Origin of the sequence: Massilia sp. H6 (assembly GCF_024802625.1) — a bacterium.
Classification (GTDB): Bacteria; Pseudomonadota; Gammaproteobacteria; order Burkholderiales; family Burkholderiaceae_D; genus Telluria.
Map to the genome: position 1 here is coordinate 271,497 of NZ_CP103371.1, position 22,222 is coordinate 293,718.

General features: G+C 59.7%; 22 protein-coding genes. 19 read left to right on the top strand and 3 right to left on the bottom strand.

Annotated features, from left to right (window positions below; genetic code table 11):
- Positions 1-45 precede the first annotated feature (45 nt).
- On the top strand, positions 46-1,161 hold the full coding sequence (gene ald / locus NRS07_RS01195) for an alanine dehydrogenase (protein ID WP_259210412.1): 1,116 nt from the start codon (positions 46-48) through the stop codon (positions 1,159-1,161).
- A 338-nt stretch (positions 1,162-1,499) separates the two neighbouring features.
- On the opposite strand, the gene NRS07_RS01200 is transcribed toward ald, so the two are convergent.
- From NRS07_RS01200 to NRS07_RS01210, 3 genes are all read right to left on the bottom strand, one after another.
- Positions 1,500-2,096, bottom strand: a complete 597-nt coding sequence (locus tag NRS07_RS01200; RefSeq protein ID WP_259210413.1) for a hypothetical protein — start codon at positions 2,094-2,096, stop codon at positions 1,500-1,502.
- A gap of 220 nt (positions 2,097-2,316) precedes the next feature.
- A complete protein-coding gene (tnpB, locus tag NRS07_RS01205; RefSeq protein WP_259210415.1) occupies positions 2,317-2,589 on the bottom strand; it encodes an IS66 family insertion sequence element accessory protein TnpB in 273 nt (90 codons plus the stop codon).
- Positions 2,590-2,789: 200 nt separating this feature from the next.
- Positions 2,790-2,924 (bottom strand): hypothetical protein, encoded by a 135-nt coding sequence (locus NRS07_RS01210; protein ID WP_259210416.1) that lies wholly within the window; start codon positions 2,922-2,924, stop codon positions 2,790-2,792.
- A 1,695-nt stretch (positions 2,925-4,619) separates the two neighbouring features.
- Here NRS07_RS01210 and NRS07_RS01215 point away from each other — a divergent pair.
- The 18 genes from NRS07_RS01215 (at position 4,620) to atpG (ending at position 22,107) form a co-directional block, all read left to right on the top strand.
- Positions 4,620-6,251 carry a GMC family oxidoreductase gene (locus NRS07_RS01215; protein ID WP_259210419.1) on the top strand — a complete coding sequence of 544 codons (1,632 nt, stop codon included), beginning with the start codon at positions 4,620-4,622 and terminating at the stop codon, positions 6,249-6,251.
- Between the two features lie 307 nt (positions 6,252-6,558).
- The gene (locus NRS07_RS01220) at positions 6,559-7,332 is read left to right on the top strand and encodes an ABC transporter ATP-binding protein (protein WP_259210423.1); all 774 of its coding nucleotides are present in this window, start codon (positions 6,559-6,561) and stop codon (positions 7,330-7,332) included.
- Positions 7,329-8,039 carry an ABC transporter ATP-binding protein gene (locus NRS07_RS01225; RefSeq protein ID WP_259210425.1) on the top strand — a complete coding sequence of 237 codons (711 nt, stop codon included), beginning with the start codon at positions 7,329-7,331 and terminating at the stop codon, positions 8,037-8,039. Before NRS07_RS01220 ends, NRS07_RS01225 begins: the two co-directional genes overlap by 4 nt.
- 37 nt (positions 8,040-8,076) lie before the next feature.
- Entirely contained in the window at positions 8,077-9,300 is a 1,224-nt protein-coding gene (locus tag NRS07_RS01230) for an ABC transporter substrate-binding protein (protein WP_259210426.1), read from the top strand.
- A gap of 13 nt (positions 9,301-9,313) precedes the next feature.
- Positions 9,314-10,198 (top strand): branched-chain amino acid ABC transporter permease, encoded by an 885-nt coding sequence (locus tag NRS07_RS01235; RefSeq protein WP_259210427.1) that lies wholly within the window; start codon positions 9,314-9,316, stop codon positions 10,196-10,198.
- Positions 10,199-10,202: 4 nt separating this feature from the next.
- The gene (locus NRS07_RS01240) at positions 10,203-11,177 is read left to right on the top strand and encodes a branched-chain amino acid ABC transporter permease (RefSeq protein WP_259210428.1); all 975 of its coding nucleotides are present in this window, start codon (positions 10,203-10,205) and stop codon (positions 11,175-11,177) included.
- 204 nt (positions 11,178-11,381) lie between these two features.
- Complete coding sequence (locus tag NRS07_RS01245) at positions 11,382-12,152, top strand: TSUP family transporter (RefSeq protein WP_259210429.1); 771 nt, start codon at positions 11,382-11,384, stop codon at positions 12,150-12,152.
- Positions 12,153-12,302: 150 nt separating this feature from the next.
- Positions 12,303-14,246, top strand: a complete 1,944-nt coding sequence (mnmG, locus tag NRS07_RS01250; RefSeq protein WP_259210431.1) for a tRNA uridine-5-carboxymethylaminomethyl(34) synthesis enzyme MnmG — start codon at positions 12,303-12,305, stop codon at positions 14,244-14,246.
- Positions 14,243-14,902: a 16S rRNA (guanine(527)-N(7))-methyltransferase RsmG gene (gene rsmG / locus NRS07_RS01255; RefSeq protein WP_259210432.1), complete on the top strand. Its 660-nt coding sequence runs from the start codon at positions 14,243-14,245 to the stop codon at positions 14,900-14,902. Before mnmG ends, rsmG begins: the two co-directional genes overlap by 4 nt.
- Positions 14,903-15,030: 128 nt before the next feature.
- Complete coding sequence (locus NRS07_RS01260) at positions 15,031-15,801, top strand: ParA family protein (RefSeq protein ID WP_259210434.1); 771 nt, start codon at positions 15,031-15,033, stop codon at positions 15,799-15,801.
- 24 nt (positions 15,802-15,825) lie between these two features.
- Positions 15,826-16,698: a ParB/RepB/Spo0J family partition protein gene (locus NRS07_RS01265; RefSeq protein ID WP_259210436.1), complete on the top strand. Its 873-nt coding sequence runs from the start codon at positions 15,826-15,828 to the stop codon at positions 16,696-16,698.
- Positions 16,699-16,969: 271 nt separating this feature from the next.
- Complete coding sequence (locus NRS07_RS01270) at positions 16,970-17,311, top strand: ATP synthase subunit I (RefSeq protein ID WP_259210438.1); 342 nt, start codon at positions 16,970-16,972, stop codon at positions 17,309-17,311.
- On the top strand, positions 17,311-18,150 hold the full coding sequence (gene atpB, locus NRS07_RS01275; protein ID WP_259210440.1) for a F0F1 ATP synthase subunit A: 840 nt from the start codon (positions 17,311-17,313) through the stop codon (positions 18,148-18,150). Before NRS07_RS01270 ends, atpB begins: the two co-directional genes overlap by 1 nt.
- Before the next feature lie 86 nt (positions 18,151-18,236).
- On the top strand, positions 18,237-18,479 hold the full coding sequence (gene atpE / locus NRS07_RS01280; protein ID WP_259210441.1) for a F0F1 ATP synthase subunit C: 243 nt from the start codon (positions 18,237-18,239) through the stop codon (positions 18,477-18,479).
- A 75-nt stretch (positions 18,480-18,554) separates the two neighbouring features.
- Positions 18,555-19,025: a F0F1 ATP synthase subunit B gene (locus NRS07_RS01285; protein ID WP_259210443.1), complete on the top strand. Its 471-nt coding sequence runs from the start codon at positions 18,555-18,557 to the stop codon at positions 19,023-19,025.
- A gap of 2 nt (positions 19,026-19,027) precedes the next feature.
- The gene (locus tag NRS07_RS01290; RefSeq protein ID WP_259210444.1) at positions 19,028-19,561 is read left to right on the top strand and encodes a F0F1 ATP synthase subunit delta; all 534 of its coding nucleotides are present in this window, start codon (positions 19,028-19,030) and stop codon (positions 19,559-19,561) included.
- A gap of 72 nt (positions 19,562-19,633) precedes the next feature.
- Entirely contained in the window at positions 19,634-21,175 is a 1,542-nt protein-coding gene (gene atpA, locus NRS07_RS01295) for a F0F1 ATP synthase subunit alpha (protein WP_259210445.1), read from the top strand.
- A gap of 56 nt (positions 21,176-21,231) precedes the next feature.
- Positions 21,232-22,107: a F0F1 ATP synthase subunit gamma gene (gene atpG / locus NRS07_RS01300; protein WP_259210447.1), complete on the top strand. Its 876-nt coding sequence runs from the start codon at positions 21,232-21,234 to the stop codon at positions 22,105-22,107.
- The last annotated feature ends 115 nt before the right edge of the window (positions 22,108-22,222 follow it).

Sequence of the window (22,222 nt, forward strand, 5' to 3'; positions counted from 1 at the left end):
GCAGTAGCCGTAGCTGGAGACAATTCTTATAACCTGGAGGCAGACATGCTAGTAGGCGTACCAAAAGAGATCAAGAACCACGAGTACCGCGTCGGGATGACACCGGCGTCGGTGCGCGAGCTGACATCGCGCGGCGTCGATGTCATTGTGCAGCAGGGCGCGGGCGAGCAGATCGGTTTGTCGGACGAGCAGTACGTGGCGGCCGGCGCCACCCTGGTCGGCACGGCCAAGGAGATCTTCGGGCGCGCCGACATGGTGGTCAAGGTCAAGGAGCCGCAACCGGTCGAGTGCGCGATGCTGCGCGAAGGGCAGATTCTCTACACCTACCTGCACCTGGCGCCGGATCCGGAACAGACCGCCGCGCTGGTCAAGTCCGGCGCGGTCTGCATCGCCTACGAAACCATCACCGGTGCCGGAGGCGGACTGCCGCTGCTGGCGCCGATGAGCGAAGTGGCCGGCCGCATGTCGATCCAGGCCGGCGCCGCCCACCTGGAGAAATCCAAGGGCGGCATGGGCTTGCTGCTGGGCGGCGTGCCGGGCGTGGCGCCAGGCCATGTGGTCATCATTGGCGCCGGCGTGGTCGGCACCAATGCGCTGCAGATGGCAGTTGGCACCGGTGCCCGCGTGACGGTGCTCGACAAGAACGTCGACCGCCTGCGCCAGCTCGATCTGGTGTACGGCAACCGTATCGCCACGCTGTACTCGAACGCGTTGTCGATCGAGGAAACGGTGCTGGACGCCGACCTGGTGATCGGCGGCGTACTGGTGCCGGGCGCGGCCGCGCCAAAGCTGGTCACCCGCGACATGATCGCGCGCATGAAAAAGGGCGCGGTGGTGGTGGACGTGGCGATCGACCAGGGCGGGTGCTTTGAAACCTCGCATGCGACCACCCATGCCGACCCTACCTTCGTGGTCGATGGCGTGGTTCATTACTGCGTGGCCAACATGCCGGGCGCAGTGGCGCGCACGTCCACCTTTGCGCTGAACAACGCCACCATCGGCCATGCGGTGGCGCTGGCCACCAAGGGCTGGCGCCAGGCGCTGTCGCTCGACGCCCATCTGCGCAATGGCTTGAATGTCTGCCAGGGCAAGGTCACTTACCAGGCCGTCGCCCGTGACCTGGGCTACGACTACGTACCGGCCGAGTCGCTGCTGGGCTAAGTCTGCATCACATCGGCGCTTCGCCAGTCCCGGTACTTGCCGGGTGAGCGTAAAAGCCTGGCGTTGCCGCCGATGTCACGACAGGCACCAGGTCCAGGTCAAGCTGGTCCTGGCCAGGATGTGAACAACTCCCGAGTTTTCCACAAGCGTCTCTAGCAAGACCGCTGCAACCATCTCCATTCGCACCAGGACGCGTCCAGCGTCGATTTCTCTCTACGGTCCTGGTCAGGGCGCAGATCACCGCTTAAAACGCGTGGCGGTAAGCGTTTACTGAGCGGCGTTGCATCTTGACACTCGTCGATCCGTTGCTACCCGAGTGTGACGAATGCCTCGGATGCTTACATCGCCGGCTTGTCCTTGAAGCCAGTCTCTCCGCTCGGAATGTCGAACTGAAATTTCTCCATGTATGGCGGCATCTTTCCGGCCTTCATTTGCTTGATCGCATCAGCGTAGAACCGACGCGCATCGGCTACTGATTTTTTGCCGTGTGCGACGTCATGGGCCAGATTGATCGCCAGGAAATTGGCCCCTTCTTTGTCGCATCGTGCCGACATTTCTCCATTGGTACGTTCGAGTACCACGCTGCCATCGTACTGTGCCATCTCGTCATATTTCTCGGGCTTTACGCGAAAGTCGATCCACTGCTGCATGACATCGTCATGCACCATCGGGAAGTGATGGGGCACCGCCTTACTGTAAATAATGGTGCGCTTCCAAGGGCCGTTGTTATGCCAGACCAGCATCGTGCTAGTGGCTTCATGCGGTGGGCCGTATTTCTCCATCGTATTCTTGATCGCGTCCTTGGAAGCTTTCGGCCAACCGGACGTCATTGAAGTAACGGATGCCGCATCAACCTTGGAGGCTGGCGCATCTGCAGCGGCGGCTGTTGAGAAAGCGAATGCGAGAACGGTAGAAAAAAATATGGCGCGTTTCATGGAAACCTCCGTGATTTTAATGAGCAAGACACCGAATCAAAAACTTTGACCCGCTGCAGGAGCCTTCATATAAGACTGCGCCGACTCCCGCGTCTGTTACCTCACACACGTACGCGGTGAATGACATCTGATCCGGGCTGTCTATTCGTCCGCTCGCCCATCTTGGAATGATTTGGAAACATTCGAACAGGAACTAAATGGCAACCTTTTATGTAAGCGATCACGCTGCGGTGTGAGCCGGCCAGCCACCCAGGTCATGCAGGTCCGACCGTAGCGGATTCTCGGCAAAGATCTCTATCCAGATCCGCGGTGTGAGCTGATACACGACGCGAATCTGAGTCGCTCGGCGGTTGATGAACGCGAACAGGTTTTTAGACAGCGGATCCTGATGCATGACGTGTTTCGCCAACGCGTAGAGGCCATCGAACGACAGGCGCATGTTGACCGGCTGACCGTACAGAAACACGCGTACCTGGCCTGTAGGGAAGAACATCAGCGCCTCGTGATCGTCAGGACGATGCCGCCGCCGAGATCGATCTTAATGTCGATTCCAGCAGTCGGCGTCGGCACCGATGCAGGCGGATGCACCATGGACGTAACACCGGACGTGTTCGCGATAGTGCCAAGGTCAATGAATGCTGCTGGCTCTGTGGGCTTTGCCGCGTGCCCATTGGCGGCGGCCAGCTTTGAACGCTAGATATGGAAGCTGGCCGTCGACACCGATTCATCCCGGCAGAAGGCAGCGATGGTCTTGCCGCTTTGCGCCTGCCGGAGCAAGCGGCTACGCCAGGCGGCTTCCTTTGAGGTGTGAGGCTCCAGCTTGTCCATGTCCGGCTCTGTGTCATTGAACTCGGAGGGGATTATGCCGGTTTGAACAATCCAGAGATATAACGCCGCTCAGGAACCGGTTACGCGTGGCGGGCTCTTCCTGGGCTCCTAAGCGCTTGCCGTGTTTTCGTTTCGCAGCGCCGACAGCCACTCACCCCATACTTTTCCCCCGTTCTCAGCGCGCGCATGCATGGCTGGAAGCGCTGCGCTGACCGCATCGGGCAGCCCAGTGCGCTCTGCAAGCCCTCCAGCAGGCCGCCAGTCGACGCTGCCCTGCTGCCAGCGGCCTGGTGAGCAGAACCCGCTCGAACGCCTTCAGGGACGCGTCACGGCCTGCAGGAGCGACAGCCTGTGCATAAGCACCAGCTTGTCCACATCATCTTTGCCAGCCAGCACTTACCGTGTTTCCGACAGACCATCGCTTTGATCGAGCTCATGAATTAAAAGGTCTAGCCGGACTTGCGGCTGTCTTTCCGGTCTTACCGGTGACGACAGCGCGCCGATCGCAGCTTTCAGTGTTTAGTTAACTAAGATGTATATATAAAACTAGTAGTAGTTAGTAAACGTCGATGTTTCTGTTGATAAGTCAGGTTTACTCCACAAGATCAAGCACTTGCGGTCATATTTTGGTGTGGGACAAACCCTGTGTGCAAGATAGACCAAAAGTGGACAGTTTTTTTTTGGCGAGCAAAGTAGCAGGTTCTGCACATCCAGACCTGTGGATATGCAACGGCTTGTCCACAGTTCTACAGTTGCCAGGCTCGCCCAGGCGCGATTTGCGATGCCCAGGTCGATGGTGTTGCCAAGGTCTTGCAAGCAGGTGCAGAAACTAGACGCGTACTTCATGCAGTCACGAGCTGCGCCTTGCATGACCCGACCAGGGGCGTGTTGGTGCCTGAACTGGTTCTGGTGTTTGCAGTCGGTTTTGCATCGCGCAGCGAGGTTTTGTTGGTCTCTTTGTTTTAGTAAACAAGCTTGTATACAAAATAGTAGTAATAGTAAACGCCGTAAGTTTTGTGGATAACTAGGTTTTTTTCCACAGCATCAATGGCTTACGTGCTTTTCAAGTCGCTGTACAAGGCTTGTTTGTAAACTGTAAGAAACTTGGACAGATTTCAGCGTGGACGGTCAACTGCGCCTTTCTACACATTCGATCCTGTGGATATCCAAAATGTTTTCCACAGGTGTAGACCGATGTTTGTATTGCTTTTTGAAAACGTTTTGCAGGAAATGGGTGATGCGTTGGTGCGGACGCGATTGCGGTCTGCAGCGTCAGGTCATCCCCCAGGCGGGTCGAAAAAAAAACTTCTCCTTTTTTTTCAAAGGTTTACAAGTTAAATAGATATACAAAATAATAGTAATAACTAAGGCCAGGCCGTTTCTGTGGAAAAGCCGGTTAACCGTCGAGGAATCAATCGCTTACGCAAGGTATAAGGCGGTGCAGCAGTGCTAGCGCTTGCAGCCTGTAAGGGTGGACAACAATTTGCGCCGCAAACAATGAGGCGGTTCTGCACAAACCGTACCTGTGGATATCAAGAACCTTATCCACAGAGGGGGGCTGGACATCGGTTTACGATCTGGTAAGCTTGCCTCAACGAATCGATGGGAGGGGCTGTGGATCAGGACGCGCTGTGTCGATTGCCCCTATTGCGTGAGGCCGAGGGTGACGTGCGGGTCACCTTGAGGCGCTAGCCAGTGGAATCGGCTGGCGAGTACGACTACATCATCGTCGGGGCCGGCACGTCGGGCTGTGTGCTGGCCAATCGCCTGAGCCGAAACCGGAAGCTCACTATCCTGTTGCTCGAAGCGGGTGGCAAGGATGACTACATGTGGATCCACATTCCAGTGGGCTATCTGCATTGCATTGGAAATCCGCGTACCGACTGGCTGTTTCGTACCGAGGCCGAGGCCGGACTGAACGGCCGCTCGCTCATGTATCCGCGTGGCAAGGTGCTAGGAGGCAGCTCTTCGATCAACGGCATGATCTACATGCGGGGCCAGCCGGGCGACTACGACCGCTGGGCCGAGGTAAGCGGCGACGAGTCCTGGCGCTGGGACCAGGTATTGCCGCTCTTTCGGCGCAGCGAAGACCACTACGCCGGTGCCAGCCAGTGGCATGGCGCCGGCGGCGAATGGCGGGTGGAAAAGCAGCGCCTGTCCTGGAAGGTGCTGGACGCCTTCCGCGATGCCGCGGCCGAGGTGGGGATCCCGAAAATTGGCGACCTGAACGCCGGCCTGGGCGCAGGATCGGCCTATTTCGACGTCAACCAGCGGCGCGGGATTCGCCTCAATACGGCCAAGGCCTTCCTTAAACCGGCGGCGCAGCGTCCCAACCTGACCATCATGACCGGTTGCCACGTCGAACGCTTGCTGTTCGAGCGTGGCCCCAACGGAACGGTCTGCATAGGGGTGCAATTTACCGGCAACGGAAGGGCGTACACGGCCACCGCGCAGCGCGAGACCCTGCTTGCGGCAGGAGCGGTGGGCTCGCCCCATATCCTTCAGCTATCGGGCATTGGCGACGCCGGCGAGCTGCAGCGCCATGGTATTGCGCCGGTGGCAGATCTGCCTGGGGTCGGCGCCAATTTGCAAGACCACTTGCAATTGCGCACGATCTTCAAGGTACAAGGCGTCAAGACCTTGAACATGCGCGCCGCCAACGCGTTCGGCAAGGCCCTGATCGGGCTCGAATACGCCTTGTTTCAGAGCGGCCCGATGTCGATGGCGCCATCGCAGCTGGGCGCTTTCGCGCGCTCGTCGACAGCGCAGCCGGCACCGGACCTGCAATTCCACGTCCAGCCGCTGTCGCTGGACAAGTTTGGCGACCCCTTGCACCGCTTCCCGGCGTTCACCGCCAGCGTCTGTCACCTGCAGCCGAGCTCGCGCGGGTGGGTGCGGCTGGCTTGCAGCGACAGCTACGCGCCGCCCAGGATCATGCCCAACTACCTCAGTACCGAGGCCGACCGCAAGACGGCCGCGCTGGCGCTGGCACTGGCGCGCCGGATCGTGGCGGCACCGGCACTGGCAAAATACCGTCCGCAAGAGTTCATGCCGGGCCCGCACTACCAGACCGAAGAACAACTTGCCCAGGCGGCAGGGCTGATCGGCACCACGATTTTCCATCCGGTGGGTACCTGTCGCATGGGGCGCGGCGACGATCCGCTGGCGGTGGTCGATAGTCGCCTGCGCGTGCGCGGTGTCGGCAAGCTGCGGGTAGTCGATGCCTCGATCATGCCCTTCATTACCTCGGGCAATACGAATTCGCCGACCATCATGATCGCGGAAAAAGCCGCGCAAGACATCCTCGAGCAAGACTGTCAAAGCTAAGAACCTATCCCAGTAGGTTATGAGTCGTTGCTGGCGCGCCTGACAGGCGGGTGCTGCGTTACTCGTCGTTGCATGGCTCGCCATGCGGCCTCCTCGCGCCTTGCCCGCGCCTGCCATGCATCGCCATCAACTTCCTCCTCCCTACTGGGATAGGTTCTAACTACCGTGCAAAATTGCACAAGCGTAGTGCGTGCTTGCGGTGCCCACATGGGCCCGGCTGTATTGTCGCCAGCGGTGCTTGTATATATTATTTGGCAAGTAGCCGCGCAATTCCTGTCAGTGTCAGCACCACGTGCCTGGAGATGCAATGACGGATGTCATCCTGGAAACCAGGAAGCTTACCAAGGAATTCAAGGGCTTTACGGCTGTCAGCGAGGTCGACCTGCGGGTCGAGCGCGGCCATATCCACGCCCTGATCGGTCCGAATGGCGCCGGCAAGACCACCTGCTTCAACCTGCTCACCAAATTCCTGACCCCGACTTCCGGGCAGATCTTGTTCCATGGGCGCGACATTACGGCCGCCCGTCCGGCCCGGATTGCACGCATGGGCATCATTCGCTCGTTCCAGATATGCGCCGTCTTTCCCCACATGACGGTGCTGGAGAACGTGCGCATCGGCTTGCAGCGCCAGCTCGGTAGCAGTTACCACTTCTGGCGCAGTACGCGCTCGCTGGCCCGGCTGGACGGGCGCGCACTGGCCTTGCTGGCCGAAGTCGGCCTGGACAGCTTTGCTGCGACGCTGGCAGCCGATTTGCCCTATGGCCGCAAGCGCGCCCTGGAAATTGCCACCACGCTGGCCATGGATCCGGAACTGATGCTGCTGGACGAACCGACCCAGGGCATGGGCCACGAAGATGTGCACCGGGTGACTGAACTCATCAAGAAGGTCTCGGCTGGCCGCACCATTTTGATGGTCGAGCACAACATGGGTGTGGTTGCCGGCATCTGCGACCGGATCTCGGTCTTGCAGCGCGGCGCCATGCTGGCCGAAGGCAGTTATGCCGAGGTGTCGCGCAACCCGCAAGTAATGCAGGCCTATATGGGAACCAGCGATGCCGGCCCGCCGGGAGCATCTTCATGACAGCCGCGCTCGAGATCGTGGACCTGCACGCCTGGTATGGCGAATCGCACATCCTGCACGGCATCAACCTGAGAGTAGAGGCGGGCGAAGTCGTCACGCTGCTCGGGCGCAATGGCGCCGGGCGCAGCACGACGCTGCGCGCCATCCTGGGCCTGACTGGCCGGCGCACCGGCTCGATCAAGGTCAACGGCACCGAAGCGATCGGGCTGCCTACTTACCAAGTTGCCCACCTCGGTATTGGCTATTGTCCGGAAGAACGCGGACTGTTCGCTTCCCTGACGGCCGAAGAAAACCTGTTGCTGCCGCCACAGCTCAAGGGCGCGCAGGGGACGGGCATGACGCTCGACGAGATCTACACCATGTTTCCCAACCTGTACGAGCGCCGCAACAGCCAGGGCACGCGCCTGTCGGGTGGCGAGCAGCAGATGCTGGCGGTGGCGCGCATCTTGCGCACGGGCGCGCGCCTGCTGCTGCTCGACGAGATGTCGGAAGGACTGGCGCCGGTCATCGTGCAAAGCCTGGCGCGCATGATCATGACGCTCAAGGCCAAGGCTTATACCATCGTCATGGTCGAGCAAAATTTCCGGTTCGCGGCGCCGCTGGCAGACCGCTTCCATGTGCTCGAACACGGGCAAGTTGTAGAAACCATTGCTGCCTCGGAACTAACCAGCAGGATGCCGGTGCTCACCGAGCTGCTCGGCGTGTAATCAACCGCAATACATGCATACCTACAACGGAGACCACATGAAACTTCGCGCCATTGCCCTGGCCAGTGCTGCCAGCTTCGCCCTCGGGCTGTCCTTGTCGGCCGCGGCCCAAGCACCGGCCGCCGCCATCTCGGGCGATGTCGTCAAGATCGGTTTCATCACTGATCTGTCCGGCGTGTATTCCGACATCGACGGCAATGGCGGCGCCGAAGCCATCCGCATGGCGATCGCCGACATGGGCGGCGCTGTCCACGGCAAGAAGATTCAACTCATCGTGGCCGACCACCAGAACAAGCCGGACATCGCCGCCTCGAAGGCGCGCGAATGGTTCGACCAGCAAGGAGTCGATCTCTTGATTGGCGGTACCAATTCGGGCGCCAGCCTGGCGATGGCCAAGATAGCCGCGGAAAAGAAAAAAGTGTTTATCGCGATCGGCTCGGGCACCGCGCAACTGACCAACGAGCAATGTACGCCCTATACCGTGCACTATGCCTACGACACGGTGGCGCTGGCACGCGGTACCGGTTCGACCATGCTCAAGCAGGGCGGCAAATCGTGGTACTTCCTGACCGCAGACTATGCCTTTGGCCAGTCGCTCGAGAAAGACACGGCCGCTGTGATCAAGGCGGGCGGTGGCACCGTGCTTGGCAGCGTCAAGCATCCCTTGTCGGCGTCGGATTTTTCGTCGTTCTTGCTGCAAGCCCAGTCATCCAAGGCCCAGGTACTGGGCATGGCCAATGCCGGTGGCGACCTGATCAATGCCGTAAAAGCCGCCAAGGAGTTTGGCCTGAACAAGAAGATGAAGATCGCCGGCTTGCTGGTATTCATCAACGATATCCACACGCTGGGCCTGAACACGACCCAGGGCATGTATTTTACCGATGGCTGGTATTGGGACCGCACGCCCGAGTCACGCGCCTGGGCCAAGCGCTATTTCGCCAGGATGAACAAGCAGCCTTCGATGCTGCAGGCCGCCGACTACTCGGCCACGACGCAATTCTTGAACGCGGTCAAGGCGACCGGCACCGACCACGCCGACAAGGTGATCGCGCACCTGAAGAAAACCCCCATCAACGATATGTTTGCAAAAGGCGGCATCGTCCGCCCGGATGGCCGCATGGTCTACGACATGTACTTGATGCAAGTGAAGTCCCCCGCAGAATCACAGGGCGCCTGGGATTATTACAAGGTCGTTGCCACCATACCGGGCAGTCAAGCCTTTACCAAGAAGCCAGAGTCCAAGTGCGCGTTATGGAAGTAAGCGCATTGGCCCCATGGAAATTTTAGGCATCCCCCACCAAGCCTTGCTCAGCCAGCTCCTGCTCGGCCTGGTCAACGGCTCGTTCTACGCCATGCTGTCGCTGGGCCTGGCCGTGATCTTCGGCCTGCTCAACGTCATCAACTTCTCGCATGGCGCGCTGTACATGGTCGGCGCCTTTACCGCCTATATCGGCGTGACCAGTTTCGGCCTGGATTACTGGACGATGCTGGTGCTGGCGCCACTCATGGTGGGCCTGCTCGGCATCGTGATCGAGCGCAGCATGCTGCGCTGGCTGTACCAGCTCGACCACCTGTACGGCTTGCTGCTCACTTTCGGGATAACGCTGCTGCTGGAAGGCCTGTTTCGTTCCTTCTACGGGGTCTCCGGCCAGAGCCTCGACGTGCCGGAGCAGCTGGCTGGCGCTACCGACCTCGGCTTCATGATCCTGCCGAATTATCGTGCCTGGGTGGTCGCTGCCTCGACAGTGGTCTGCCTGGCGACCTGGTTCATCATCGAAAAAACCCGGCTCGGCGCCTACTTGCGCGCCGCTACCGAGAACCCGAAGCTGGTCGAAGCCTTCGGCATCAACGTGCCCATGATGGTGACGCTTACCTATGGCTTCGGGGTGGCACTGGCGGGCTTTGCCGGGGTGCTGGCGGCACCGGTCATCAACGTCACGCCGCTGATGGGGTCGAACCTGATCATCGTCGTGTTCGCGGTGGTCGCCATCGGCGGCATGGGTTCGATCCTCGGTTCCATCCTGACCGGACTGGCACTGGGCGTGATCGAAGGCCTGACCCGGGTGTTTTATCCGGAGGGCTCGGAAGTGGTGGTGTTCATCCTGATGGTGATCGTGCTGCTGCTGCGGCCGGCCGGACTGTTCGGCAAGGAGCGATAAAAGCATGAACAAGAAAATCCTCGAGCAGGGCTTGCTGGCGTTGTTGCTCATGGTCGTGCTGGTGGCGCCCTTGGTCGCCTATCCGATCTTCTTGATGAAGCTGCTGTGCTTTGCACTGTTCGCCTCTGCCTTCAACCTCTTGATCGGCTTCGGCGGCTTGCTGTCATTTGGCCATGCCGCTTTTTTTGGCAGTGCCGGCTACGTGACCGGTCATCTGTTGAGCGTGGTCGGCCTGCCGACCGAACTGGGAATCGTGCTGGGCGTGGCCGCCGCGGCACTGCTGGGCCTGGTCATCGGGGCGCTGGCGATCCGCCGCCAGGGCATCTATTTTTCGATGATTACGCTGGCCCTGGCGCAGATGGTGTATTTCGTCGCGCTGCGTTCGCCGCTGACGCATGGCGAGGATGGCTTGCAGGGCGTGCCGCGCGGACGCCTGTTTGGCATGCTGGACCTGACGAACGACCTGGCGATGTATTACCTGGTGCTGGCAATTGCCGTGGCTGGCTTTGCACTGGTTAATCGCACCGTCCATTCGCCGTTCGGGCAGGTGCTCAAGGCGATCAAGGAAAATGAAGCGCGTGCTATTTCTTTGGGCTATGACGTTGACCGCTATAAGTTGCTGGCCTTTGTCTTGTCGGCAGCCCTGGCAGGGCTTGCAGGCGCCACCAAGACGGTTGTGCTGGGCTTTGCGACCCTGACCGACGTCCACTGGACCATGTCGGGCCTGGTCGTCTTGATGACGCTGGTAGGCGGCATGGGAACCATGGCTGGTCCCATCATTGGCGCCTTCCTAGTGATCGCATTGGAAAACAAGCTTGGCGAGATTGGCGCATGGCTGGCCGAAACCCTCGGCATTGCCTGGTTTGCGACGCTGGGAGATTCGGTTGGCATGGTGATCGGTTTGATCTTTATCATCTGCGTTTTATCCTTCCGCCGAGGTATTGTCGGAGAACTCGGTGCGCTGATTAAGTTGCGCTAACTAAGTTACGCTAATTAAGTTGCGCTGATTGACTGCCGGGCTTGCCCTAGCATTGCCGACCTGACGCGCGCGATTGCAAGCTTCTCGCTGCACTTGTTGCGTCGCAACAAATAGTTTATCGGCTCGGATCGATGCTGCCCAGCAGACCTTGATGGCAGGCGCTGCCGTACAATGCAGCCTCTGCATGTCTTCTACGTTTCTTCCATGATTGATTTCGTATGGCTCGGCGCCGCCGCCTTCGCTGCCGGACTGGTCGACGCCGTGGTCGGTGGCGGTGGCTTGATCCAGGTCCCGGCCATCTTTTCCGTGTTACCAAAAGAGGTACCGGCGACCCTGCTAGGTACCAACAAGTTCGCCAGCATTTTCGGCACCAGTGCCGCAGCGGTGAACTATGCGCGCCGGGTGCGGGTAGCGTGGAGTACCGCGGCGCCGGCGGCGGCGGCGGCGTTTGTCTTGTCGTTTGCCGGTGCCTGGACTGTCACCCGGGTGCCCGCTGATTTCGTTCGAACGCTACTGCCCATCGTCCTGGTTGCGGTAGCCGTCTATACCTTCAAGAAAAAAGACCTGGGTGCCATCCATGCGCCGGTGCACACTGGATTGACCGAGCGCTATTGGGCAGTTGGCATTGGCGCGGCGATCGGCTTCTACGATGGCTTTTTCGGGCCAGGAACCGGCAGCTTCCTGATCTTTCTGTTTGTCCGGTTTTTTGGTTTTGATTTTCTCAGTGCCTCGGCCGCGGCCAAGATCGTGAACGTGGCTTGTAATTTTTCTGCCTTGATGTGGTTTGGATACAGCGGACACTTGCTGTGGCAGTTGGGCTTGATGATGGCAGGGTGCCAGGTCGTCGGGTCCCTGATCGGCACCAGGCTGGCGCTGAAACACGGTAGCGGTTTCGTGCGCAAGCTGTTCCTCGTGGTGGTGTCCGGGTTGATCGTGAAGACCGCTTACGATGCATTCAAGACCATTGGGTGGTGACTGTTCCACGTGAAACAACACGACGGCTAGCGCCACCTGCGCGACGATTGTTCCACGTGAAACAAATCTGTCGTTTTCAGACCGCGACAGAGTCCTGCGAGAAAAAAGAATCTATAATCGCGCATTAGTCTCCTCGCACTGCATCCCATCATGCTATTTCCTACTGAATTCGACGTCATCGTCGTCGGTGGCGGCCATGCCGGCACCGAAGCGGCGCTCGCATCCGCGCGCACCGGTCAAAAGACCTTGCTCCTTACTCACAACATCGAGACCCTGGGGCAGATGTCCTGCAATCCCTCCATCGGTGGCATCGGCAAAGGACACCTGGTCAAGGAAGTCGATGCGCTCGGTGGTGCCATGGCCATCGCTACCGATGAATCGGGGATCCAGTTTCGTATCCTGAATTCGTCCAAAGGGCCGGCCGTGCGCGCTACCCGCGCCCAAGCCGACCGCATCCTGTACAAAGCGGCGATCCGTTCACGTTTGGAAAATCAGCCGAACTTGTGGCTATTCCAGCAAGCCGTGGACGACCTGATGGTGGAGGGCGATCGCGTGGTTGGCGCCGTCACCCAGGTCGGAGTGCAATTTCGCGCACGCGCGGTCGTGCTCACCGCGGGGACTTTCCTGGACGGAAAAATCCACGTCGGCCTGCAGAATTACTCGGGTGGCCGGGCGGGCGATCCGCCGGCGCTGTCGTTGTCGAGCCGTCTGAAAGAGCTTCAGCTGCCACAAGGGCGCCTCAAGACCGGCACGCCGCCGCGCATCGATGGCCGCAGTATCGATTTCTCGAAACTGGCGGAGCAGCCGGGCGACCTCGATCCGGTGCCCGTTTTTTCAGTGATGGGCACGGCGGCGATGCACCCGCGCCAGGTGCCGTGCTGGGTCACGCATACCAACGAACAGACCCATGACATCATTCGCGCCGGCCTCGACCGAAGCCCGATGTATACCGGTGTGATCGAGGGCGTGGGGCCGCGTTACTGTCCTTCGATCGAAGACAAGATCCACCGCTTCGCGTCCAAGGAATCGCACCAGATCTTCCTCGAGCCAGAAGGTTTGAGCACCCACGAGTTCTATCCGAATGGTATCTCGACCAGCTTGCCATTCGACGTACAGCTGGCCCTGGTGCGCTCGATGAAGGGCATGGAAAACGCCTTTATCTTGCGACCGGGCTACGCGATCGAATACGACTATTTCGACCCACGCGCGCTGAAAGCGTCGCTTGAAACCAAGTCGATCAAGGGGCTGTTCTTTGCGGGACAGATCAATGGCACCACCGGCTACGAAGAAGCTGCGGCACAAGGCTTGCTGGCCGGCCTGAATGCGGCCCTGCAGACCAAGGGAGAAGAGGCGTGGGCGCCGGCGCGCTCGGAAGCCTATCTTGGCGTGCTGGTCGACGACCTGACCACCCAGGGCGTGGCCGAGCCTTACCGCATGTTCACCAGCCGCGCCGAATACCGGCTGTCGCTGCGCGAAGACAATGCCGACATGCGCTTGACCGAGATCGGCCGCAAGCTCGGCCTGGTTGGCGACGCCCAGTGGGCCGCCTTCGAGGCTAAGCGCGAAGCCGTTGCGCGCGAACTGGAGCGTTTGCGCTCGACCTGGGTCCACCCGCGCATTCTGGCAGCGGCCGAATCAGAGCGCGTGGTAGGGCAGGCGATCGAGCGCGAATACAACCTGGCCGACCTGCTGCGCCGCCCGGGCGTGCAATACGACACCTTGATGAGCATGAGCGGCATCGACGGCCAGCCGCTGGCGGGGCCGGGCGTGGACGACCTGGCGGTACGCGAGCAAGTCGAAATCCAGCTGAAATATGCTGGCTATATCGAGCGCCAGGCCAAGGAAGTGGAGCGCCACGACCACTACGAACACCTTAAGCTGCCCGAGAACCTGGATTACCTCGACATTACTGCCCTGTCGTTCGAGGTACGCCAAAAGCTCGACAAGGGCCGACCGGAAACCCTGGGCCAGGCTTCGCGCATCTCCGGGGTGACGCCGGCGGCAATCTCGCTACTGCTGGTACACCTGAAAAAGCGCGGCGCCAAGGGTTTTACCACCACCACCAACAACAACGGCACGGAGCTGGCTCAATGAAGTATCTGGACCGCGCCGCCCTGGCGCAAGTACTGACCGATGGAATCGCGCAGATGCAGATCACGGTCTCCCCGGCACAGCAAGAACAGCTGCTGGATTATCTGAGCTTGATGAATAAATGGAACAGCGTCTATAACCTGACTTCGCTGCGCGACCCGATGCAAATGGTTACCCATCATTTGCTCGATTCGCTGGCGGCGGTGCCGGCGTTTGCCGGCGCAAAAAATGTGCTCGACGTCGGGGCTGGCGGCGGCTTGCCCGGCATCGTGCTGGCAATCTGCCGGCCCGACATGAAGGTTGCGATGATCGACACCGTGCACAAGAAAACTGCCTTCCTCAAGCAGGTCAAGGCTGAACTGGAGCTGCACAACGTCAGCGTGCACACCATGAAGGTGCAAGAGCTGGTCGTGAGCGAGAAATTCGACGTGATTACCTCGCGCGCATTCGCCGACCTGACAGATTTCCTGAACTGGTCGGGTCACCTGCTGCTCGAAGGTGGAAAATTCATCGCCCTCAAAGGGGTGGCGCCAGCAGAAGAACAGCAACGCATTCCCGACCAATGGAAAGTGACCGGTTTGCAGCCATTGCAGGTGCCGAAACTGGGAGCCGAACGCCACCTGGTGTTCGTGGAGCGATCACCTGCCAATACGCCGTAAACAAAATAAACCGAATAAATCGTTTATACAGTTTATATTATACAAATCATTTAAACGGTTTGTATGGTATGAACCGTATAGCTTCTTGCTCATTGCACCACATCGTTGCTTCCACGGATTAACTATAGATGGCGAAGATTTTTTGCGTAGCGAACCAGAAGGGTGGCGTCGGCAAGACCACCACCAGCGTCAACCTGTCGGCAGGACTGGCCAAGCTGGAGCAGCGGGTGCTGCTGGTAGACCTTGATCCGCAGGGCAATGCCACCATGGGAGCGGGAATCAACAAGGCATCCTTGCCCAGCTCGATCTACCAGGTGCTGCTCGGTGAAGCCGACGTGGCCAGCGCCCGCATGCGCTCGGAAGCGGGGCGCTTCGATGTCTTGCCCGCCAACCGCGAACTGGCCGGCGCCGAGGTAGAGATGGTCTCGCTCGCCAACCGCGAGCGCCTGCTCAAGGAAGCCCTGGCCGCGGTCGACCACGACTACGATTTCATATTGATCGATTGCCCGCCCGCGCTGTCGCTGCTGACCCTGAACGGATTATGCGCCGCGCATGGCGTGATCATTCCGATGCAGTGCGAGTACTACGCCCTCGAAGGGCTGTCCGACCTGGTCAACACGATCAAGAAGGTGCACGCCAACTTGAATACCGACTTGCGCATCATCGGCCTGCTGCGGGTCATGTTCGATCCGCGCATGACGCTGTCGCAGCAGGTATCGGGCCAGCTCGAGCAGCATTTTGGCGACAAGGTGTTCAAGACCATCATTCCGCGCAACGTGCGGCTGGCCGAAGCGCCGTCCTACGGTATTCCGGGGGTCGTGTTCGATCCCTCGTCCAAAGGCGCGCAAGCGTACATTGCCTTCGGCGCCGAAATGGTCGAACGCATCAAGACCATGTAATTTATCAAGAGAGCTGACATAGAGATGGCAACCAAAAAACTCAAAGGCCTCGGCCGTGGACTCGACGCCTTGCTGGGCGGCGACAGCGAACCGGCCCCGGCCCAGGCGCCTTCGACGCTGCGCATCAACCAGGTCCAGGCCGGTAAATACCAGCCGCGCACCCGCATGGACGAAACCTCGCTGAGCGAACTGGCGGCGTCGATCAAGAACCAGGGCATCATGCAGCCGGTCCTGGTGCGTCCGCTGGGAGAGGGCTCGCCCGTACCGTACGAGATCATCGCCGGCGAACGGCGCTTCCGCGCGGCGCAGATGGCCGGTCTCGAGGAAATCCCGGTGCTGGTGCGCGACGTCGACGACCAGTCCGCCGCGGCCATGGCCCTGATCGAGAACATCCAACGCGAAGACCTGAACCCGCTCGAAGAAGCGCAGGGCATCCAGCGCCTGATCAGCGATTTTCATTTCACCCACGAGCAGGCGGCGAACGCGGTCGGCCGCTCGCGCAGCGCGGTGTCGAACCTGCTGCGCCTGATTAACCTGGCTTCGCCAGTCCAGACCATGCTCATGGCGGGCGACATCGACATGGGACATGCGCGCGCCTTGCTGGCGGTCGACGCCGCCCACCAGATCACGTTGGCCAACCAGGTCATCGCCAAGCGGCTGTCGGTGCGCGAGACAGAAAAACTGGTGGCGCGCGCGATCGAGGAGCAAGCTAGCCCGGCCGCAGCAGCGCGCGCCAAGGACAAGCCGGGCGACATCGTGCGCCTCGAAGAAGAACTATCCGACAAACTGGCCACCCCGGTCATGTTCAAGATGGGGACCAAGGGCAAGGGGCAATTGATCATCGATTTCGCCGATCTCGACATTCTCGATGGCGTGCTGGCCCGCCTGCGCGCCTGACCACCCCGGTTCGATCACGGCAACTAGCAGGGGTGGCAGGCAGTCGCCCACCCCTGCGTCGAACGCTCGTTGGGTCGGTTGGCGTGGGCGTTAAGTATTTGAAAAGATGGCGTTTTCAGCACATTTTAATTGCTTCCAGCGCATCTTTACCTGCCAGTTATAAGTCCGGAAACGTTTGACTCACGTCCGTATAACCACTTATAATCCCGCTGATTCGTGTAATTACCACATCGTAACTCGTCCCAATGCGCTAGCGCGGAACAAGAAAAATATGCTGCGCCTCGTGTCCCTGCAATTGTTGGCAACGGTAGTGGTTGGCCTCGTCGCCGCACTGCTGGGGGGGCTGGCAGCGATGATATCGGCAATTTTGGGCGGCTTGTGTTGTGTCGTGCCCAACGCGATCATGGCGGTACGCCTGTTTGCCGGCACCCAAAGGCCGGGTGGGGCGAATCCTGCGACCTTCTTCATCTGGGAATTTGTAAAGATTGCGTTGACGCTTGCGCTTCTATTCGCGAGCGCCAAGTTGTACCACGAGCTCAACTGGCTGGCATTGCTGGCCGGGTTCATCGTGGCGCTAAAAAGTTACATCATCTTACTATTTAGGCATCGATAATGGCGAATCCAACAGTAGAAGGCGCAGCAGCACACGCGCCCACCGCTTCAGAGTACATCAAGCACCACCTGGGCCACCTGTCGAACCGTTACCAGGACGGTCCGGTCGATTTTTCCGTGATCCACTATGACACGCTGTTCTGGTCGATCGCGATGGGCGTGCTTGGCTGCATGATCATGTGGATGGCCGCGCGCCGCGCCACGTCGGGCGTGCCGGGCCGTTTCCAGGCTGCCGTCGAAATGCTGGTCGAAATGGTGGAAGACCAGTCCAAGTCGATCGTCCATGGCGACCGCAGCTTCATCGCGCCGGCCGCCCTGACCGTGTTCGTCTGGGTCGCCCTGATGAACTCGCTGGACTTCTTGCCAGTCGACATGTTCTCGTATTTGTTCAGCCTGGCCGGTGTGGAAAACATCTTCCCGTACCACCGCGTCGTGCCGACCGCCGACCTGAACGGCACCATCGGTATCTCGCTCGGCGTGCTGATCCTGATGCTGTACTACGGCATCAAGGTCAAGGGCCTGGGTGGCTTCATCCATGAGTTGTTCGCAGCACCGTTTGGTATCTGGATGGCGCCGTTCAACCTGCTCCTGAACATCATCGAATACGCAGCAAAAATGGTGTCGCTCGGTATGCGACTGTTCGGCAACATGTTTGCCGGCGAACTGCTGTTCCTCTTGATCGCTTTGCTTGGTTCGACCGCTACCATCTTTGGTTTTGTCGGCCAGGTCATCGCAGGCTCTATCTGGGCGATCTTCCACATCCTGATCGTGTTCCTGCAGGCATTCATCTTCATGATGCTGACGCTGGTGTACCTCGGTCAGGCCCACGAAGGCCACTGATCGGCGCCGCAAGCATCGAATAGATAGTGGTTGTAAAGAAGTTGTAGTTTTTAATCTAGTTTTTAAATTAACTTTTGGAGTAACTCATGACTGACCTTTCTTTTGTTGCACTGGCTTGCGGTTTGATCATCGGCCTGGGTGCTATCGGTGCTTGCATCGGCATCGCCATCATGGGCGGTAAATACCTCGAAGCTTCTGCACGTCAGCCAGAACTGATGAACACCCTGCAGACCAAGATGTTCCTGCTGGCTGGTCTCATCGACGCGGCATTCCTGATCGGCGTTGGTATCGCCATGCTGTTCGCTTTCGCAAATCCATTTGTTGCTTAAGACCTGGTCTTAACGTCTTGAAGGGCCGAACCAGTCATGGTTCGGCATCCGCGTTTTTGTAATAAGGAAAATACCGTGAACCTTAACGCAACGTTGTTTGCACAGCTCGTGGTCTTCCTCATCCTGGCTGGCTTCACGATGAAATTCGTGTGGCCTCCACTGATGAAAGCGCTCGACGAGCGCGCCGAGAGGATTGCGAATGGCCTGGCCGCTGCTGACCGTGGCAAGGCTGACCTGGCCGCTGCTGAAAAGCGCGTGCAGGCTGAAATGGCGGGCGCCCGCGACGAAGTACAAAAGCGCATCGTCGACGCCGAGAAGCGTGCTGCCCAGATCATGGACGCCGCCAAGCAGTCGGCCCATGACGAAGGCGTTCGTATCATCGCCGCCGCCCAGGCTGACGCCGAGCAGCAAGTCACGCGTGCGCGCGAAGAGCTGCGTGCCCAGGTCGCAGCGCTGGCAGTCCAGGGCGCCGAGCAGATCCTCAAGCGCGAAGTGAACGCAGCGGCCCACGCCGACCTGCTGTCGAAACTGTCGACCGAGCTCTGATCATGGCTGAACTCGCAACCGTCGCCCGTCCCTACGCCGAAGCGCTGTTCCGCGTCGCCCAGACCGGCTCGATGTCCAGCTGGTCGGCCGTCGCGTCGGAACTGGGCCAGATTGGCGCCCATCCCGACGTACTCGCTTTTGCCGGCAACCCGAACGTCACGCATAGCCAGGTGGCAGAAACGATTGCGTATCTGGTCAAGTCGCCGCTGAGCGATGAAGCGAAGAACTTTATCGTGATGCTGGCTGAAAATGGCCGCATCAGCCTGTTGCCCGAGATCGCTGCCCAGTTCGTGGCTCTGAAGAACGCCAGCGAAGGCGCCGCCGACGCGGCCATCTACAGCGCCTTCGAGCTGTCCGATGAGCAGCTGGCGCAACTCGTCGCAACGCTGGAACAGAAATTTGGCCGCAAGCTCAACCCAACGGTGACAGTGGATTCGTCGCTGATCGGTGGTGTGCGCGTGGTCGTCGGCGACGAAGTGCTCGATACCTCGGTACGCGCCAAGCTGCAACAGATGCATGTTGCACTGGCGTCTTGAGAAGACATCTAGCAGCACGCGCCGGCTTCGCGCCCTTGCCCTACGCATCAAACACATTTGGAGTTAGCACTCATGCAACTTAATTCTTCTGAAATCAGCGAACTGATCAAGAGCCGCATCCAGGGCCTTGAAACTTCGGCTGACGTTCGCAATCAGGGCACGGTGATTTCCGTCGCCGACGGTATCTGCCGCATCCACGGTCTGTCGGACGTGATGCAGGGCGAGATGCTCGAATTCCCTGGCAACACCTTCGGCCTGGCGATGAACCTCGAGCGCGACTCGGTCGGTTCGGTCATCCTGGGTGCCTACGAGCACATCTCGGAAGGCGACATCGTCAAGACCACCGGCCGCATCCTGGAAGTGCCAATCGGTCCTGAACTGCGTGGCCGCGTTGTCAATGCACTGGGCCAGCCGATCGACGGCAAGGGTCCTGTCAATGCACAGCTGACCGCGCCGATCGAAAAGATCGCCCCGGGCGTGATCGCCCGTGAGTCCGTGTCGCAGCCTATGCAGACCGGCATCAAGTCGATTGACGCGATGGTGCCGATCGGCCGTGGCCAGCGCGAGCTGATCATTGGCGACCGCCAGACCGGCAAGTCGGCCGTGGCAGTCGATGCGATCATCAACCAGAAGGGCCAGGGCGTCACCTGCGTGTACGTCGCAATCGGCCAGAAGGCATCGACCATCAAGAACATCGTGCGCTCGCTCGAGACGCACGGCGCGATGGAATACACCATCGTCGTCGCCGCTTCCGCATCGGAATCGGCCGCCATGCAATACATCTCGGCCTACTCGGGCTGCGCGATGGGCGAATACTTCCGCGACCGCGGCGAAGACGCCTTGATCGTGTACGACGATCTGTCCAAGCAAGCCGTGGCTTACCGCCAGATCTCGCTGCTGCTGCGTCGCCCACCGGGTCGCGAAGCCTACCCAGGCGACGTGTTCTACCTGCACAGCCGCCTGCTCGAGCGCGCAGCACGCGTGAACGCCGACTACGTCACCAAGTTCACCAACGGCGCCGTCACCGGCAAGACCGGTTCGCTGACCGCACTGCCGATCATCGAAACCCAGGCGGGCGACGTCTCGGCCTTCGTGCCGACCAACGTGATTTCGATTACCGACGGCCAGATCTTCCTGGAGACCTCGCTGTTCAACGCCGGTATCCGTCCTGCGATCAACGCCGGTATCTCGGTGTCGCGCGTCGGTGGTGCAGCGCAGACCAAGGTCATCAAGAACCTGTCGGGCGGTATCCGTACCGACTTGGCCCAGTACCGTGAGCTCGCTGCGTTCGCGCAGTTCGCATCGGACCTGGACGAATCGACCCGCAAGCAGCTCGACCGCGGCGCGCGCGTGACCGAACTGCTCAAGCAGCCGCAGTTCTCGCCGCTGTCGACTTCGCTGATGGCTGCCTCGCTGTTCGCCGTCAACAAGGGCTACCTGGACGACATCGAAGTCAAGAAAGTGCTGCCATTCGAGCACGGTCTGCACAGCTTCCTGAAGTCGGGCCACGCTGCCCTGCTGTCGAAGATCGACGAAACCAAGCAACTGGACAAGGACGGCGAAGCTGCGCTGGCCGCCGCCATTGCTGATTTCAAGAAAACCGGCGCATATTAATCGTCGGGCCGGCGTCGCCCGAGGGCGGCGCCGGTGCGCAGAAGGAGGTAGGACTCATGGCAGCAGGCAAAGAGATTCGTGGCAAGATCAAGAGCGTAGAGAATACGAAGAAGATCACCAAGGCGATGGAAATGGTCGCCGCATCGAAAATGCGCAAGGCGCAGGACCGGATGCGCGCCGCCCGTCCCTATAGTGAGAAGGTTCGCAATATCACCGCCAATCTGGCCGGCGCAAACCCGGAGTACACGCACGCGTTCATGGCGCAAGCCAAGCACGTGCAGGCCAAGGCTGTTGGCTTCATCGTCGTCACGACCGACAAGGGTCTGTGCGGCGGCATGAACACCAACATCCTGCGTCAGGTAACCCAGAAAGCGCGCGAGCAAGAACAAGCAGGCAACAGCGTCGAGGCCGTCGCCATTGGCAACAAGGGCCTCGGTTTCCTGAACCGCCTGGGCATGAAACTGGTGTCGCAAGCCACCCAGCTCGGCGATACGCCGCATCTGGAAAAGCTGATCGGCCCGGTCAAAGTGATGCTGGACGCGTACCAGGAAGGCAAGCTCGATGCGGTCTACCTGTGCTACACCAAGTTCATCAACACGATGAAGCAGGAACCGATGGTCGAACAGCTGCTGCCGCTGCCGGCCGCGCACCTGCAGACCGAAGTCGGTGCGCACAGCTGGGATTACCTCTACGAACCGGAACCGCAGGTCGTCATCGACGAGCTGCTGGTGCGTTACGTGGAAGCACTGGTGTACCAGGCGGTGGCAGAAAACCTGGCGTCCGAGCAATCGGCGCGCATGGTCGCGATGAAGGCCGCGAGCGATAACGCCGGCAGTGTCATCAGTGACCTCAAGCTGATCTATAACAAGACCCGCCAGGCTGCGATTACCAAAGAACTCTCCGAGATCGTGTCGGGAGCTGCGGCAGTTTAAAACCACTTGGGGAAAGAGTTTAGCGAGCGTAAGCGAGCGTACTCGGTCCCCAACTGGCTATAACTGACTAGGCTTCTCACGATTCAAGTAAAAGAATCTAATTATATTTCTGAAG

Bases quoted from the DNA above. Each gene is read 5' to 3' on its own strand.
- NRS07_RS01245 (WP_259210429.1), top strand. From the start codon at position 11,382: ATGATTGATTTCGTATGGCTCGGCGCCGCCGCCTTCGCTGCCGGACTG.
- NRS07_RS01200 (WP_259210413.1), bottom strand. From the start codon at position 2,096: ATGAAACGCGCCATATTTTTTTCTACCGTTCTCGCATTCGCTTTCTCA.
- atpG (WP_259210447.1), top strand. From the start codon at position 21,232: ATGGCAGCAGGCAAAGAGATTCGTGGCAAGATCAAGAGCGTAGAGAAT.
- rsmG (WP_259210432.1), top strand. From the start codon at position 14,243: ATGAAGTATCTGGACCGCGCCGCCCTGGCGCAAGTACTGACCGATGGA.
- NRS07_RS01260 (WP_259210434.1), top strand. From the start codon at position 15,031: ATGGCGAAGATTTTTTGCGTAGCGAACCAGAAGGGTGGCGTCGGCAAG.
- NRS07_RS01265 (WP_259210436.1), top strand. From the start codon at position 15,826: ATGGCAACCAAAAAACTCAAAGGCCTCGGCCGTGGACTCGACGCCTTG.
- NRS07_RS01210 (WP_259210416.1), bottom strand. From the start codon at position 2,924: ATGGACAAGCTGGAGCCTCACACCTCAAAGGAAGCCGCCTGGCGTAGC.
- tnpB (WP_259210415.1), bottom strand. From the start codon at position 2,589: ATGTTCTTCCCTACAGGCCAGGTACGCGTGTTTCTGTACGGTCAGCCG.
- NRS07_RS01290 (WP_259210444.1), top strand. From the start codon at position 19,028: ATGGCTGAACTCGCAACCGTCGCCCGTCCCTACGCCGAAGCGCTGTTC.
- NRS07_RS01230 (WP_259210426.1), top strand. From the start codon at position 8,077: ATGAAACTTCGCGCCATTGCCCTGGCCAGTGCTGCCAGCTTCGCCCTC.
- NRS07_RS01220 (WP_259210423.1), top strand. From the start codon at position 6,559: ATGACGGATGTCATCCTGGAAACCAGGAAGCTTACCAAGGAATTCAAG.
- NRS07_RS01240 (WP_259210428.1), top strand. From the start codon at position 10,203: ATGAACAAGAAAATCCTCGAGCAGGGCTTGCTGGCGTTGTTGCTCATG.
- atpB (WP_259210440.1), top strand. From the start codon at position 17,311: ATGGCGAATCCAACAGTAGAAGGCGCAGCAGCACACGCGCCCACCGCT.
- NRS07_RS01225 (WP_259210425.1), top strand. From the start codon at position 7,329: ATGACAGCCGCGCTCGAGATCGTGGACCTGCACGCCTGGTATGGCGAA.
- ald (WP_259210412.1), top strand. From the start codon at position 46: ATGCTAGTAGGCGTACCAAAAGAGATCAAGAACCACGAGTACCGCGTC.
- NRS07_RS01270 (WP_259210438.1), top strand. From the start codon at position 16,970: ATGCTGCGCCTCGTGTCCCTGCAATTGTTGGCAACGGTAGTGGTTGGC.
- atpA (WP_259210445.1), top strand. From the start codon at position 19,634: ATGCAACTTAATTCTTCTGAAATCAGCGAACTGATCAAGAGCCGCATC.
- NRS07_RS01235 (WP_259210427.1), top strand. From the start codon at position 9,314: ATGGAAATTTTAGGCATCCCCCACCAAGCCTTGCTCAGCCAGCTCCTG.
- mnmG (WP_259210431.1), top strand. From the start codon at position 12,303: ATGCTATTTCCTACTGAATTCGACGTCATCGTCGTCGGTGGCGGCCAT.
- atpE (WP_259210441.1), top strand. From the start codon at position 18,237: ATGACTGACCTTTCTTTTGTTGCACTGGCTTGCGGTTTGATCATCGGC.